This is a genomic window from Ignisphaera sp. (assembly GCA_038831005.1).
GTDB lineage: Archaea > Thermoproteota > Thermoprotei_A > Sulfolobales > Ignisphaeraceae > Ignisphaera.
This window is the reverse complement of the sequence record JAWBKZ010000003.1, coordinates 81,834-96,243: the sequence shown is the minus strand read 5'-3', so window position 1 is coordinate 96,243 and position 14,410 is coordinate 81,834. Positions and strand designations below refer to the sequence as shown.

The following is a 14,410-nucleotide window of genomic DNA, read 5'->3' as shown; positions in this document are numbered from 1 at the left end:
TATCTGTGATAGTTATTTGAGGATATGGATCCTATAACCAGTAATATTTTGTATTCATTACATTAGTTTCCAAGATTCGTGATCAACATAATGAAATGTCCCAATAGATTTTGAAATCAACAGATTTACCAAGGTTCTCTAAAGCTATAGCTTAAGATTTGCCTACATAAATATTGATGCGAAATTATCTTTTGACTCTGCTCCAATCCAATAGTTGGCTATATCCTTACATTACCTAGAAATAAAATACATTGGGTTCATCATTGCTACAAGAGTTTTCAGTTTAGGGTCTATCGAAGCCTCTGGATCCCTGTAGCTATACGAAGAGAATAGTGAGTAATATGCAAAGCATTTGTTGTTTCATTACCAAACAGTAGGTTCTCTAGATAATGTCTAGAGAGATCCGGGCTTAAGCATCTTTAGGGGTATCTCAGTTTAGTTACTTAGGTTTGTCTACAGAAGATGGGTCTCAGGTCTTGAGGTTTGATTCTCTTCTGTTATGTTGCTAGTATTTCTTCTGCTGGTATTCCTTTCTGTTTTTTCAGTAGTATTAATGATGTTAATGTGAATAGTGTTATCCATAGTACTTGTACTATCCAAGCGTGTAGGGGCTCTACTGGAGTGAAATCACTACCACTATATGCTAGTGGCTTGTCGTAGGGTGGCTTGATGTTAGCAGAGTAGTAAAACAGAAGTGACATTGCTGATACAAAGGGTGTATAGTGATATACTTCTCCACCTACATATACACTTAGTAGTGAGAGAGCCATGCTAAGGGTAAATGGGATGTATGATATCTTGGTGATTAAACCGGGTTTTCTAAGAACTACTGCTGTTAGACCCAGGGTCATTGATAGTAGGTAGATTAATAAACCATATACAATACTCGCTAGAGCTAAACCTAGTGGATTCTCGGGAAGTATTAGTTTATCGAATCTATGGCTAAACATTGCTGTACAAACAGTAAAGAGTATCAAGAAGCTTATTAGTAGTGCTACAAGAGAACCGACAACTAATTCTAGTAGGATCTGTCTACTTGTTATTTTAGAGAATTTAGATAAGTATCTCAATGGTAGAGTTGAGTTGTAGACATAATGAACAAGTCCAATAGAGGTAGAGCCAAACGATATTACTACAACTGTGGCAAACCATCCACCAGAATAGCCTTTCACTACATTGTTCCATGCTTCATCAATAATATTGTTTATCATATCTGGTGAAACACCACGATTTAGCAGTATCTCGCGTAAAGTATCTACTGTTAAGTTGCGTGAAAACGCATATGCTCCCATAAAAGCCCAAAACAATGTGAAGAATATCGAGAAGAACCAGAACTCATAGCTGGTTAAGATGTGTTTGGTTAAGACTCTATATAATCTGCTTACTGCCATGTTATCACTTCATAGAGTTTATCTAGAGAGTCTAGTTCTGATAGCGGAATACCGTTTACTTTGTTCAAGTAGATTGATTTATCTTCTAGTTTGAGCTCCAACAATGTGTCTAATCCTCTGCTCAGGGATATTCTTGACGATACTAACTCATTTACACTGATAACCCCATATACATGGCCACGAACCATAAGATAGACGTTCCATTCACTCATTTGTTTGAGCAACCAAGTTGTATGAGTATTTAGCAATACTGTACCCCTATAGTTTATTATCTCCTTGAGGAGAAGCACTCTCTTAGCTGGGTCAACGCTTTCAAACGGCTCATCTAGGAGAACATACCTTGCATTAGTGGATAGAGCTATCAAGTTGTATAGTAGTGTCTGGGTCCCAGTTGAAAGCTTGTAAGGTTTTTTATCTAGATCTCTAGCTATGTTGAAGAACCGTACCAAATCATTGAACCTACCGAAATCACCACCCTGAAGATCGAGATAAAGAGAGGCGAGTTCCCATGCAGAAGCAACATATTGTATATACACTTCACGAAGATTAGTTGAAACTAAGCCAGGGAACCCACGTATTGTCTCTAAATCTAAATCATCTATTTTAACCTCACCCTTGACAGTAGGAGTTATACCGATAATAGTTCTAAACAAAGTTGTCTTGCCACTTCCATTAGGACCTAACACAATAGTATTAGAAGAGATCTCCATGTTGATATCCTTCAATATGTAGCTACCTCTTGAGTAACCTGAGTAAACATTATGGAGACTAATCGGCATAAAACTGCACCTAGGTCACCAATGCAACTTCATTGGAGTTATGTGGAGCAGGATATTTAAATTTTTCCTAAATAGAGTGTCTAGAATTGAGCGGTTATCCTCATTGCATTTAATGTTCGATAATGCTAGAGTTTCATGCTGGTTAGAATTATTACCTTTAGTAGCGGAGTTGGTCTAGATCTGGTGGTGAATTTATGGAAATAGACGGGATACCTAGTGAAGATAGGAGCAGCGTTATTGAAGTCTTGAAGAAAGGTGTAGATATCTATAACAAGTATAGAGCTCCTGAAGCTACAGGGGTTATAGAGGATGTTAACGGTGAGCATGTTGGTATGAAATTTTTTGGACATTTTTGTAGAACTTGTGGAGTTATTGACTGGATTGAAGATTATGTCTACATAGTTAAAGATTTAGGTATAGATATAGATATTGTCGATATCGATCATGAAGCTGATAGTGATTACATTATGGTGAAATTCAGAATCAGGGGTAGTGTTAAGGAATATGAGAAATAATCTGCTATAGATTTTGAGCTACTCATTAGTAACACAATGGAAATGGTTTTATCATGTGTAGATACACAATGATAATGTTCTACATATACAAGTCACTCTATCCATAAACTATTTCACCTATATTACTCTTAACATCGTACCCCGGTATAGACTTCAGTATCTCTAGTGTTTTTCCAGTTTTGAGGAACTCGATGAATTTCGTTATAACCGGTTCATCTAGACTATCTCTATGTATAGCGAAATCGTATTCTTCCCAAGTCAGCGGCATATAGTCTAGATTGTAGAGTATGGCTGCATACTCTACACATATCCCTACATCAGCTCTTCCTTGCGCTATTGCTGCAGCTACTCCTGTATGGCTAGTAACTTCATATGTATAACCATCTATCTTTTTTATAAGATTTTCGAAAGAGATTCCCAGTTCTTTTGCCAACTCCTTGAGCATTATATCTAGTATAGTTCTTGTTCCAGATCCTTGGTTTCTATTAACAATCCTTATATCGCTTCTAATGAAATCTCTAACACTTTTAATACCTTTAGGATTGCCGCGCTGAAAAGCTATTACAAGCCTTCTTCTGTATCCAGATAGAAGTACAAGATCCTTGTACTGCATTACGTAAGGTAGGTTGTATTCTTTTGATTCTGGATGTAGAAGATGTATGGGTGCTATATCGCCATAACCTTTAGCTACATGAATAAGACCTGCTAGAGAACCTACATACAGTAGCTTGACTCTATTCATAATGTTTGCATGTTTAATCAGTAATGGTAAGATCACATCATGACTTCCTATGAATACTGCTTCTCTATATACTGGATTAAACATAACGATATCGACTTCTTCTCCTTCCTCTACAATTTCTATACCCCTACCTACAATAGCTACACCATCAGCTCTAATTATTGGTGTAATACTTCCTGAACGATATGGAATTGGTATAGCTATATAATCTGAATTGCGTCTAGCTATAGCTATAGGTATATAGAGGGTTTTACCAGCATCCTTACGTATCCTCTGTGTCATTCTAGCTTTCAGATTGCTATAGATATTTGGTGACTCTATTCCACTAAGTTTTTCAACAATATAGCGTAGAAGAGTTATAGATACTGATATTGCAGAAAATGGAAATCCTGGCAGCCCCATAATAATTTTGCCTCTAGAAACACCTATAACTGTCGGCTTACCAGGTTTAACCTCTAGTCCATGGACCAAGATAGTACCAACATCTTCGATGACGCGGTACACAACATCATCAATACCTGCTGAAGTACCTCCAGAAGTTATAATCATATCGTATTCCTCTAGAGCCTTAGTCACTATACTTTTCAGAATTTCTCTATCATCAGGCACAATGCCAAGGTAATAAGCATCAGCACCTATAGATCTTAAGTATGATGTTACAGCAAATCCATTATAATCATAGACTTGTCCATATCTAAGATGTTGCCCCGGTTCAGCAATTTCATTACCTGTCGATATTACGGCTATACGTGGTTTTAGATAAACATCTATACTACTGTAACCTAATGCAGCAAGTATCCCTATATCGAAAGGTGTTATCCTAGTTCCCTTCATTAGAACAAGTTCGCCACGAGATATATCGCTACCTGCTATAGCCACATTCTCTAGAGGTGATGCCGCTCTATAGATATACACATAATCATTTTCTCTAGATGTGTATTCCTCCATAACAACAGAATTGCATCCTCTAGGTATAGCAGCTCCTGTAGCTATTTCTACTGCCTTGAATCTTGCAACATTGTACTGAGGTATTTCACCAACCTTTAAAGAACCTATAATCTGTAGCCTTACTGGTCTAGACTCATATGCACCATAGGTGTCTTCAGCTTTAACAGCATATCCATCAACTTCAGATCTATCAAATGGCGGGTAATCAATAGAGGCATACACGTCAACTGCAAGTACACGTCCCAAAGAGTCTAGGATATTGACTTGCTCTATTCCTCGTGGTGAAAGCGATACATTATGTTCAATTATTTCAATAGCTTCGTTGAGAGAAACCAGCTTATGGAATAACCTCCTCATAACTATCCCACCTAATAAATCAATTCTACATCAACATATTGACCCTCATCAAAACCCTCTAGATTAGATGGAACAACTACCACACCATCACTATCCAACAATGATGAAATCATACCTGAACCCATAGAAGCTAGAGGCTCTGCACAAAACTCATTACCACACTTAGTTAATTTAACTCTAGTAAAGGTTGTATATCCAGCTATATTAGCAATACGTTTAGTTAATTTAGCATAAATACGTCGTCTAGGTACAACAATACCGAGGACTCTCTCTATTACCGGTAATACGAAGAACTTAAAGCCAAAAAATGCTGCTACCGGAAATCCTGAGAGCATAAAAACAGGCTTTCCATTAACAACACCAGCACTAGTAGGTCTTCCAGGCCTCATAGATATACCCCGTACTACCAATTTACCACCTATACTTTCAATACTTTCGATTGATAGATCATGGGCTGAAGGACCAGCACCACCAGTAACTATAACTACATGACACAACTTGACACTCTTTTCTAATGCTGATACAATTTCATGTCGAGAGTCCTTCGCTATACCTATATACATGGGTTCAAAGAAGTTCAACATATCCATGTAACTTTTAAGCAGAAACGCTGTAGAATTAAATACAAGTCCTTTAGAATGAACTGTTTCAGCATCAATAGATCCTATCTCTACAACTTCATCACCTGTAGACACTATACAGACACGAATTTTTTCATACACCTCTAGCTTACTGATACCGAGCGCAACTAGAGCAGCTATATGTTTAGGCTCTATAACATGTCCCTTCCTAACTATAACTCTTCCTAGAGCTATATCTTCACCACGTATAGCAACATTTGCATAAACATTAACACTTTTCATAATGTAGACAATATCTCCACTCTCTATAGCATCCTCAAGCATGACTACAGCATTTGCTCCTGAAGGTAGAGGAACACCTGTATATATCTTGACAGCTTCTCCAGAACCTATAGAGATTTTATTGAATGTAGTGAATGTGGCCTCTCCAACAATCCTTAAAGCTATAGGGTTGTGCTCTGAAGCACCATAAGTGTCTTCAGCTTTAACAGCATATCCATCAACAACACTTCTATCAACAAAGGGCAGAGGATACTCAGCAACAATATCTCTTGAAGATAAACGAAGTAGTGCATTAACAACATCTATACATTCGCTAGATAATTCTATAATTATCTCTCTAGACATTTTAGCTATAGCTTCATTTAGGTCAATTAATCTATGGAGCTTCTTATTCACAGCGTTATGCACCATCACCTTAGTACTCACTTAATTACAGATATTAAGACTTATGGGTAAAGTACCTACATTATTTTTATAACTGTCTAGACATCAACATAAGTCTAACCATCTTCACACCTCTAATCTTCTCGATATCCTCTAAAAATTTCTTTATAGTCTTAGACAATCCTCTAACTATAATTATGATTAGGCAGTTCCTTAGATCAAGATGAATATGGAGAGAAGAAACTATGATATCTATGTACTTATGCTGAAGATCTGTTAACTCTTCATCAACATGACCCACTTCATGATCATAGATAATACCTATCGCACCAACAACATCACCTTCTGTTCTCCAACGATACTCAGCTATATAGAGTCTCAAACCCTCTTGCACAACTTTAGATACAGAATCTATTCCTATCTCATTCATTATTCTTGTAATCTCTTCCGCTAGTTCCTTAGGAATATAAACACCTATTCTCATAGGCTTTGAAGACAATATAGATCCACCTTAAAACCATATAAAAATAGTCTACACAATCTAATAAAACTTATGACCAGAAAACATAGCGTAGCTCTATGCAGATGTCCTAATACCTTTCTTACTCAACTTCTTCAAACACTTATCACAGAACATATAACCTTTCTTATCCACATCATAAACACTATTACTGAAATTCATTACACATCCAGGAGACTTACAATGTTCTAGACCTAAAAGATGTCCAAGTTCATGAATAACTTCTTTCACTACCCTATGCAAGTAGTTATTGAAGTTGGTACCAAACCTTAAACGGTAAAGAAATACAGCAGCAGATCTCAACCACGGTATAGCTAAACCAAAAACAAAATTCAGACCTTCAACATACGCATCAACATCAGCTAAAAGAATACCGAAACAATCCATTTTAACTAACTCTGAAACTCTATAGACAATACCATCAGCAAGATACTGACCCCTACCATAGTTATAGAAATGCTCAGGAATAACCACAACATCTTCAAATATCTCAACACTACAATCAACAAAAACATCCTTCAGAACAGTTTTACATGATCTTACCACCTCTTCCTCAACTCCTTGAGATCGAAACATAATTATACACAGACCCATGAATAACTACCTTACTACCATGAACCATGATATCAGTAACAAGCTAGTTGATAATATATCATATATAGAAAGGTACAAAAACACTAAACGACTGTGTAGCCCCACTGTATGTAGTGGTTTGATGTTGATTAGATAGATGTATGCCACCAGATAAACCTACCCCTAGGGCTTTACCACCCTTGAGGTGGGTTCACCTGGTAGTATACATCTATCTAGTCAACATCAAACCACTACATACAGCAGGTCTGGCCCATACTTAATATTGCTACCTCCTAATATAATAAGGTTGTGAGTCATAATTTACTAGGTTTGAGCCAAGTAATACTCAGTTTACTTTGATCGTTTCTTTCCATAGGTATTATCTAGTGTATGTTTATAAATGAATATTTTAAATGTTAACAAGTTCTAGTTTGTTTTAACTGTGTGACATTTAATTCTGAATAACCTTCGTTCTTTGTGGTGCTGAAGCTGAATAAATTCAGGTTGAATGAAGAAGTTATTGCAAGATTGTTCATAGATAAGCTTTGTGGTCTTGGATATAAGATTTATGGTAATATAAGGTTAGATGGAATAGAAATAGATGTTCTGGCTGTAGAACCTGCCATAGATAGGCCTTTAATTCATGTATACGAGATAAAGACGAGACCTAAAATAATGCTTATTGATCAGCTTAGTAAAAGGATTCATATAGCCGATTACCTGTATGTTGTTGTTCCTGTAACTCTCTATCCATGGATCGTGAAAAAAGTAGGTGGACCCATAGGTGTAGTGATGTATACCGGAAATGATTTTCACATAATCAAGAAGGCAGATTTTTTAGGTAATGGTGTACATGTTATAGAGTTGATGAAGAAGTATGGAGAGTGTAACGTTGAATGTAATAACATGGTGTATTAATGTTGCTCTGAAGAACATTTCTTTCAGCTGTAAAGATACAGTCTCTTGAATAGAGGTATTCATAGGTTTATGTTATTCAAATGATTTCTGGATACTATGTCATTGAATGAGGAAAATGCTAGCACAGATCCCTTTACCAGTTAATGGCATCTGATGAAGTATAAGAATTAAACTATTAAATAGTACAAGACGTAGTTAATGGTATAGATTGAACCAATGGTCTAAGCTTTTGATTAAGTGATAAGAATTAAGGTGGTAGAATAATATATAGATTAATGCATTACTTAATGTAGATTATACCCCTCATAATAGTAAAGATATCAAAGTTCTGAATATCGATTACTTTATTATATAACTGATCATATTACAACCTTACTTGATTTCAGTAAGGGTTGAGATCGTCATCTATCTGTATTGGAGTCATTCATCATCTAATTTCGAAAAGTTTTGTGGAAGTAGATAAATTTATTTACTGAGTGAGAAAGCTATTTCTAGCCTCGGTGCCCGTGTAAACATGGTCCCGTTGTCACGGGACTCTATGTGCACGGGGCGGGCCACCCCCGGCCCTTGCTAGTCCTTACATAATTGTACTGTTTCATTTCTATCTATATTTAAAATGTTTTGAGCTGAACCTTGATTTAGAGCTAGTTCAGCAAATCCAAAACTGTTTTCATATAAAACTATCGAGCCTTTGGGGGCTAGGGAAAACACTTCTGCTACTTCTGTCACAAACTTTCTATTGTTAGTAATTAACAATATTTTGGTGCCCATGTCTACCCCAAGAAGCTGCTTAAGTTTATTGAAATATGTTGAGAGCACTATATTGCCGAATTTGTCTATGTATACTGCTTTGAGCTTTACACATTTACCAGATTTCTCTATATAGTCTACATCTATACCTAGATCAACTATAGATTGAGGCTCTATCTTTCTTCCGATATTATCTAGAGGAAGACCACAAACAATATGTGAAGCAATGGGCATGAATATATCTCTCCCGTGAAATGATTTGGAGGTGGGTTTTCTAAAGTACTTCTCATTCTCTATTAGGTATACTGAAACAATACCATCATCTCTTATCGATGGTGTCAACAACCCATTGTCTGGACCTATAAAGATATAATTTTTAGTCGCTATCGCTATAGCTCTTCTACTGCTTCCAACACCAGGATCAACTATCGCAACAAATACCGTACCTCTGGGAAAGTATCTATACGTAATGTATAGCATGAAGGCGGCACCCTCTATATCGAAACTATTAACGGTATGAACAATGTCTACAATCTTCACATACGGACATATGTCGAGTGCTACAGCCTTCATCATGGCTACATAAGGATCATTTAATCCAAAATCAGTCAGAATAGCTATAATACCGCAAGGAGTAATGTCTATTACCATTTTTCTTCACACATCTGTTATATGTTTTCATCAGTTCGGGGAGTTTAAATCATTAATATCATTCCGTCTTGAACTCATCATCTAGAGAATCTCTTGGGTTTAGAACTAATTAAGCAATATGTACATATCCTTCTAACACCATCTATATCGATAGAACATGAACTACAGATCTTGCGTCCACATATCATACAGTTACCTATTGATAGAAAATTGCGACATATGCTACATTCACTATCTATACATAAAAAACATCGTTTTCTCAGAGAATTGTAGTGTTTTTCGCAAACATATCTTCCACATACGTTACATCTGTAACGTGAAGCTCTTTCTCCACATAGTTCACAAAACATCGGATACACATATAATCCCCGTAGAGTATCGAATACTATTGGGATGACCTAGGAGCAGTACTGATTGATGATGGAGGTGGAGCGATAGGGACCGCTATATAGCGTATATTGTCTGTAGATCTTTGATTTTTTTCAGAACTTCAACAGCTCTATAATCTTTAGATGATACGTATATATGTTTACAACTCTTTAAAATACTGTAGATCTTCTCTACACCATTCTCTATATACACTCTAACACCAATATCTATATGTCTTGTGAATACATCTCTATGTGCGAAAACATTGTCAACATTATCTGATATAAATATCAATGTAAAGAACTCTGATTTAATTATTCGTGTTTGTTGAGCAACTACGTTAACAAGTTCATCCATAAGAGCATCAGATAGTTCTTCCGATAATATGCAACAGATCATTTTTCAAATACCCATTTACTTCCCTCTTTATAATCAAATACTCTTATCCCTAACTTCAGCAGCTCTTCTCTTATCCTATCACTTATCTCATAATCTTTCCTCTTTCTAAGCTCTGTTCTAATTCTAAGAATAAGGTCAACAAGTTTTTCAACAAGCTGTATATCTAGTTCAATCTTTTCACCGAGATACTTATCTAAAACTCCCACAACTTTGTCTATACTATATAGAATAGAATAAGCACGCAAAGCTAGAGCCTGGTTTTCCTTAGGTTCAATATCTCTAAATACTGTTGTTATAAGGTTGTTCAGAGCCTCCATAGCTTTCGGGGTATTGAAATCATTAGACATAGATTCATGGAACTGCATATTTATTTCTTCTAAAAGCCTTAACACATTTATCTCGGAATCGCTAAGCTTATGGGAAGCATTAGAGCTTCTGATAATTTTCTTTAGAGATTCGGTGGCAACTACTAGCCTTTTGTATACTTCGCGATGTTGGTTAAGAGCATCTTCATTGAATTCTATCTGCTTTCTGTAATGTGCAGAAAAGGTCCACAGCCTAAGGACTTCAGTACCCCATTTATCTATAGCTTCTTTAGCATAAATGATGTTGCCAAGGCTTTTACTCATTTTCTCTCCACGAATCGTGAGGTAGCCTACATGTATCCAATATCTGACCCATGGCTTGATACCAAAAGCTGCTTCAGCCATAGCTATCTCGTTTTCATGATGCGGAAATACCAGATCTTGACCTCCACCATGTATATCGAATTGAGGTCCTAGATACCTACTGCTCATGACAGCGCATTCTGTATGCCATCCAGGTCTACCTCTACCCCATGGAGATTCCCACCAAGGTTCACCAGGTTTGGATACCTTCCATAGAGCGAAATCATATGGATGCTTCTTCTCATAAAGATATTCTTCTTCTTGTCTCCATTCATTAGACAATATTCTACCTGAAAGTTTTCCGTAATCATCAACTACAGATAGATCGAAATATACAGAACCACTGGGTGCTACATAAGCATATCCCTTGTCTACAAGTTTTTGGACAAATTCTATTATTTCGTTTATATGTGAAGATACTGTTGGATGAATATCTACATTTATGTTTAATGCTTTTAATACCTCTAGGTATTCCCTAGTATAATGTTCAGCTATGGTGTTCCATGTCGTACCCTCATCTTGTGATCGTTTTATTATTTTATCGTCTATATCCGTGATATTCTGCACATGAATAAAGCTGTAACCTTTCGATATAATGTATCTCTTTATGAAGTCAAATGCAAGGTAGGCCCTTATGTGACCTAGATGTGTATGGTCGTAGACTGTAGGTCCACAGAAATAAGCTTTAACTATGTATCTGTCTAGAGGTTCCAGTGGCTCAATTCTCTTAGTTAATGTATTGTATAGAGTTATTGACACAAATGTTTTTCACCGGAATTAAGTTGATTAGTTACAAGTTATAGCTTTTTCGTTCTTTAAAATTATTTTAAGCTCCTTAAGTATTGGAATCTCGATAAACTTCTTGTCTGGGAGAATATCCCAGATAATTCCTCTAGGTTTTCTTGGTCTAGGGGTTATGGATGTAATTTTAGTTGGAGTAACGATAATGTCAACACCTATATCATGTTCTTCAATAGGTATATAGTCATCAACTATCTGTTCATCGTGAACTGTTGTAACAACATAGGTATCTTCGTCTATCTTACATAATGATCTAAGAATAGCATACTCAATTTCAGCATAACCCTCTCCTTTACCAAGACGTGCACCACTAGTGTTAACAGCTACAGAGCCTACTACAACTAGGTCTATCTTAGGTAACGATAATAAATCTACAGAGACCCCATACTTATAGGCACCAGATATTGTGCTAGCTTCAGCAATCTTATCTCTAGGTATTTTCAATGGATCGAGCAGAATAAACCCGTTCCTTATGCGTGGTGTAGGCATAATCACAACCTTGTTCTGTAGTAATGCTAGATATCGTACATGTTTTTGAGGAGAATCAGGGTTAACCTTCACTACACGAGCCTTTATAAATACATCGAGATGAGACAGTCTATGTGCAGCTACATCTGCTCCAACAAAATTTGGTATCCTGTGATATACTGGTCTTGGGAATAATGCTATGTTCTTCTCCTCTAGAGTCCTCCAAACCTTTTCTCTAATTCTAGCCTTAATTTCTTTCACATCAGTCATAAATAGTCACGTACTAAAGCAGGGTTACCTACACAAAACTTGTTAGAGCTGTAATCAACTTAAATATTCTGTTGTGATTCTCTTTTCTTAAAGGTGCAGAAGGTGTCGCACTATCAGAGAAGAAGACCTATTACGGTACTAGATAGCAGATTTGAAGGTAGGAGTCTTGAGTTATACACATTAGATGGTGAGAAGCTTCTTGGTTTAGTAGATGAGGTTTCACAGAACGAGATAGGGATGCTTGTGGAAGGAAGTCCTGTGATAATTCCTAGAAGCTCTATACTCTATATAGCTACAGGTTTAAGTGATATCCATGGACATGGGGAGTGCTGTGAATCTGAGTATGTTCTAGACGAAGATCTCATAGGGTCGGAAGTATCTGTAAAACTTGTTAATGGTGGAGAAGTGAGTGGCAGGGTTATGAAACTTACTAGAAGTGAGATAGGTATTGTACAAGGTAATAGAGCTGTAATAGTTCCTAGAACAAGCATAATTTATGTAAAGATTCTGAGGCGTTAGATATGAAATTTAATGTTGTTATAACATATGAGCCTGGAATAAACAATAGTGATTGGGTGTTTTCGCAACTTAATAGCTGTATAGGTACATCTTATGTTGTAGCAAAGGTTAGAAGCTCTATAATCTTACTAAATGTTCAAGATCCCTATACTTTTTGGTATAATTTAAGGGTATGCATAGATGGTAAGGAAACACCTATACATAGAATCATACCTGTGGATGAAGTTGTAGATCCTATAGTAGATAAGGTAGCAGCTATCGCTAGAGAATATGCGCTAAAAAGGATACCTATTGGCGCCACATTTAGAATAACACTTCATGGTCATCTCTACGCAGTTGATGAAAGAGGTAGACTTGTTAAAATGCATAGTATTGATGCTATAAGGGTTATAGCACAAGACATAGATCGTAAAGTAGACTTAAAGAATCCTCAATGGGTTATCTATGTAAGAAGTGTATCGACTAGAAGATGGCAAAAAGTAGCTATTCTTAGTGTTGCGAGATCTTATGTGTTTAAGAATATTAGGGTTGCCGAAATTCAAAACCCGATATAGATGAAAATAACGGTAATAGTTTGTTATAGTGATTAGGTTCATACTATCTTCTGATCATCTTTGCTACTCAATTTCTCTAATCTGATCAAATAAATTCCTGCGACTATTAAAGCTATCGATAATAGTGATAGAATTAGAACTAGTTGAGGGACTTTGCTGATTGAAGTAAAGAGTATATTGATTAATAGGTTCTTTACATCATAAACATCGTTATTGGTTATATTAACGGGTTTCCACAAAGAATTGTTCATGAGCTGAAACCATATTTCTCAACTATTGATTGAAGTTTGTACGTATCAGTCGTATAGAGTCTATACGCTTGTTTCGAGTTTTTGTCATGGATCTCTACATAACCTTTCTTGTGATCTACTTTAACACTATATCTGTTCTTATCCATAGGGAATGGGATCCAGACATTAGCATAACGAATACCTGTAGAAAGTATCTCGTACCTAGTTAAGGGTATTACGATCCTCTTGGGCATAAATATGTACCTTAGTCCATACATCATGCCCCACATAATACCATAGAAAGCAAGGTAACGCAAAAACTTCTCTGGATATGGTGCTGAATCAATAATTAGTATATTTGATAACGGGGGTATTATTATGAACCATAATATGAATGGCACCATCATAAATATGAATGTGCTTCTCATCTGTTTTCTTATCTCGTTAAGCAGTTCCTGGTCACGCATAACTATATCCATAACAGCTTTTTCATCACATCTAAATAGAACAGTTCCTCTGAATTCTGAAGCAATCTTTCTCGATCGGATCCTAGGCATTAGGTTCATTAAGGTTATCAAGGCTATTGTGTATAAGAGAAATACTATCCATAGGTTTTCTCTTGGTAGAAATGTTGAAACTATTGAGAAGAACAGTAAGGGTAGGATTGTTAATGCTGTAGAGGTTACCTTGCTATTCATGGTATGCATCACCGATTTGCTTATAATTCAGTTTCAGCATATA

General features: G+C 36.3%; 15 protein-coding genes. 4 read left to right on the top strand and 11 right to left on the bottom strand.

Annotated elements, in window-relative coordinates; translation table 11 throughout:
- Window positions 1-497 precede the first annotated feature (497 nt).
- Window positions 498-1,391, bottom strand: a complete 894-nt coding sequence (locus QXK50_03845) for a hypothetical protein (protein MEM2008299.1) — start codon at window positions 1,389-1,391, stop codon at window positions 498-500.
- Window positions 1,382-2,170, bottom strand: coding sequence for an ATP-binding cassette domain-containing protein (locus QXK50_03840; protein ID MEM2008298.1), 789 nt, complete (start codon window positions 2,168-2,170; stop codon window positions 1,382-1,384). The genes QXK50_03845 and QXK50_03840 overlap by 10 nt, the downstream gene beginning before the upstream one ends.
- 194 nt (window positions 2,171-2,364) lie before the next feature.
- Between QXK50_03840 and QXK50_03835 the strand changes: the two genes are divergently transcribed.
- Complete coding sequence (locus QXK50_03835) at window positions 2,365-2,685, top strand: hypothetical protein (protein ID MEM2008297.1); 321 nt, start codon at window positions 2,365-2,367, stop codon at window positions 2,683-2,685.
- A 97-nt stretch (window positions 2,686-2,782) separates the two neighbouring features.
- Here the strand turns inward: QXK50_03835 and QXK50_03830 are convergent, their stop codons facing one another.
- The 4 genes from QXK50_03830 to QXK50_03815 form a co-directional block, all read right to left on the bottom strand.
- Entirely contained in the window at window positions 2,783-4,732 is a 1,950-nt protein-coding gene (locus QXK50_03830) for a molybdopterin biosynthesis protein (protein ID MEM2008296.1), read from the bottom strand.
- Between the two features lie 11 nt (window positions 4,733-4,743).
- Window positions 4,744-6,006: a molybdopterin molybdotransferase MoeA gene (locus QXK50_03825; protein ID MEM2008295.1), complete on the bottom strand. Its 1,263-nt coding sequence runs from the start codon at window positions 6,004-6,006 to the stop codon at window positions 4,744-4,746.
- Window positions 6,007-6,067: 61 nt separating this feature from the next.
- Entirely contained in the window at window positions 6,068-6,478 is a 411-nt protein-coding gene (locus tag QXK50_03820) for a CopG family ribbon-helix-helix protein (GenBank protein MEM2008294.1), read from the bottom strand.
- 78 nt (window positions 6,479-6,556) lie between these two features.
- Window positions 6,557-7,093 (bottom strand): archaemetzincin family Zn-dependent metalloprotease, encoded by a 537-nt coding sequence (locus QXK50_03815; protein MEM2008293.1) that lies wholly within the window; start codon window positions 7,091-7,093, stop codon window positions 6,557-6,559.
- Window positions 7,094-7,552: 459 nt separating this feature from the next.
- On the opposite strand from QXK50_03815, the gene QXK50_03810 reads away from it, so the two are divergent.
- The gene (locus tag QXK50_03810; GenBank protein MEM2008292.1) at window positions 7,553-7,990 is read left to right on the top strand and encodes a hypothetical protein; all 438 of its coding nucleotides are present in this window, start codon (window positions 7,553-7,555) and stop codon (window positions 7,988-7,990) included.
- 570 nt (window positions 7,991-8,560) lie between these two features.
- Here QXK50_03810 and QXK50_03805 read toward each other — a convergent pair.
- The 4 genes from QXK50_03805 to QXK50_03790 all read right to left on the bottom strand — a co-directional run bounded on the left by QXK50_03805 (window position 8,561) and on the right by QXK50_03790 (window position 12,366).
- Window positions 8,561-9,391 carry an SAM-dependent chlorinase/fluorinase gene (locus QXK50_03805; protein ID MEM2008291.1) on the bottom strand — a complete coding sequence of 277 codons (831 nt, stop codon included), beginning with the start codon at window positions 9,389-9,391 and terminating at the stop codon, window positions 8,561-8,563.
- Window positions 9,392-9,835: 444 nt separating this feature from the next.
- On the bottom strand, window positions 9,836-10,159 hold the full coding sequence (locus QXK50_03800) for a hypothetical protein (GenBank protein ID MEM2008290.1): 324 nt from the start codon (window positions 10,157-10,159) through the stop codon (window positions 9,836-9,838).
- The gene (gene cysS, locus QXK50_03795; protein MEM2008289.1) at window positions 10,156-11,586 is read right to left on the bottom strand and encodes a cysteine--tRNA ligase; all 1,431 of its coding nucleotides are present in this window, start codon (window positions 11,584-11,586) and stop codon (window positions 10,156-10,158) included. Before cysS ends, QXK50_03800 begins: the two co-directional genes overlap by 4 nt.
- A 27-nt stretch (window positions 11,587-11,613) precedes the next feature.
- Window positions 11,614-12,366, bottom strand: coding sequence for a 5-formyltetrahydrofolate cyclo-ligase (locus QXK50_03790; protein ID MEM2008288.1), 753 nt, complete (start codon window positions 12,364-12,366; stop codon window positions 11,614-11,616).
- Between the two features lie 102 nt (window positions 12,367-12,468).
- Here QXK50_03790 and QXK50_03785 point away from each other — a divergent pair, with 102 nt between their 5' ends.
- Together QXK50_03785 and QXK50_03780 are read left to right on the top strand one after the other, a co-directional pair.
- Window positions 12,469-12,885: a hypothetical protein gene (locus QXK50_03785; GenBank protein ID MEM2008287.1), complete on the top strand. Its 417-nt coding sequence runs from the start codon at window positions 12,469-12,471 to the stop codon at window positions 12,883-12,885.
- 2 nt (window positions 12,886-12,887) lie between these two features.
- Window positions 12,888-13,439, top strand: a complete 552-nt coding sequence (locus QXK50_03780) for a hypothetical protein (GenBank protein MEM2008286.1) — start codon at window positions 12,888-12,890, stop codon at window positions 13,437-13,439.
- 247 nt (window positions 13,440-13,686) lie between these two features.
- On the opposite strand, the gene QXK50_03775 is transcribed toward QXK50_03780, so the two are convergent.
- Entirely contained in the window at window positions 13,687-14,367 is a 681-nt protein-coding gene (locus QXK50_03775; protein ID MEM2008285.1) for a DUF2208 family protein, read from the bottom strand.
- Window positions 14,368-14,410: the final 43 nt, after the last annotated feature.

Bases quoted from the DNA above. Each gene is read 5' to 3' on its own strand.
- QXK50_03845 (MEM2008299.1), bottom strand. From the start codon at position 1,391: ATGGCAGTAAGCAGATTATATAGAGTCTTAACCAAACACATCTTAACC.
- QXK50_03840 (MEM2008298.1), bottom strand. From the start codon at position 2,170: ATGCCGATTAGTCTCCATAATGTTTACTCAGGTTACTCAAGAGGTAGC.
- QXK50_03835 (MEM2008297.1), top strand. From the start codon at position 2,365: ATGGAAATAGACGGGATACCTAGTGAAGATAGGAGCAGCGTTATTGAA.
- QXK50_03830 (MEM2008296.1), bottom strand. From the start codon at position 4,732: ATGAGGAGGTTATTCCATAAGCTGGTTTCTCTCAACGAAGCTATTGAA.
- QXK50_03825 (MEM2008295.1), bottom strand. From the start codon at position 6,006: ATGGTGCATAACGCTGTGAATAAGAAGCTCCATAGATTAATTGACCTA.
- QXK50_03815 (MEM2008293.1), bottom strand. From the start codon at position 7,093: ATGGGTCTGTGTATAATTATGTTTCGATCTCAAGGAGTTGAGGAAGAG.
- QXK50_03805 (MEM2008291.1), bottom strand. From the start codon at position 9,391: ATGGTAATAGACATTACTCCTTGCGGTATTATAGCTATTCTGACTGAT.
- QXK50_03800 (MEM2008290.1), bottom strand. From the start codon at position 10,159: ATGATCTGTTGCATATTATCGGAAGAACTATCTGATGCTCTTATGGAT.
- QXK50_03790 (MEM2008288.1), bottom strand. From the start codon at position 12,366: ATGACTGATGTGAAAGAAATTAAGGCTAGAATTAGAGAAAAGGTTTGG.
- QXK50_03780 (MEM2008286.1), top strand. From the start codon at position 12,888: ATGAAATTTAATGTTGTTATAACATATGAGCCTGGAATAAACAATAGT.
- QXK50_03775 (MEM2008285.1), bottom strand. From the start codon at position 14,367: ATGAATAGCAAGGTAACCTCTACAGCATTAACAATCCTACCCTTACTG.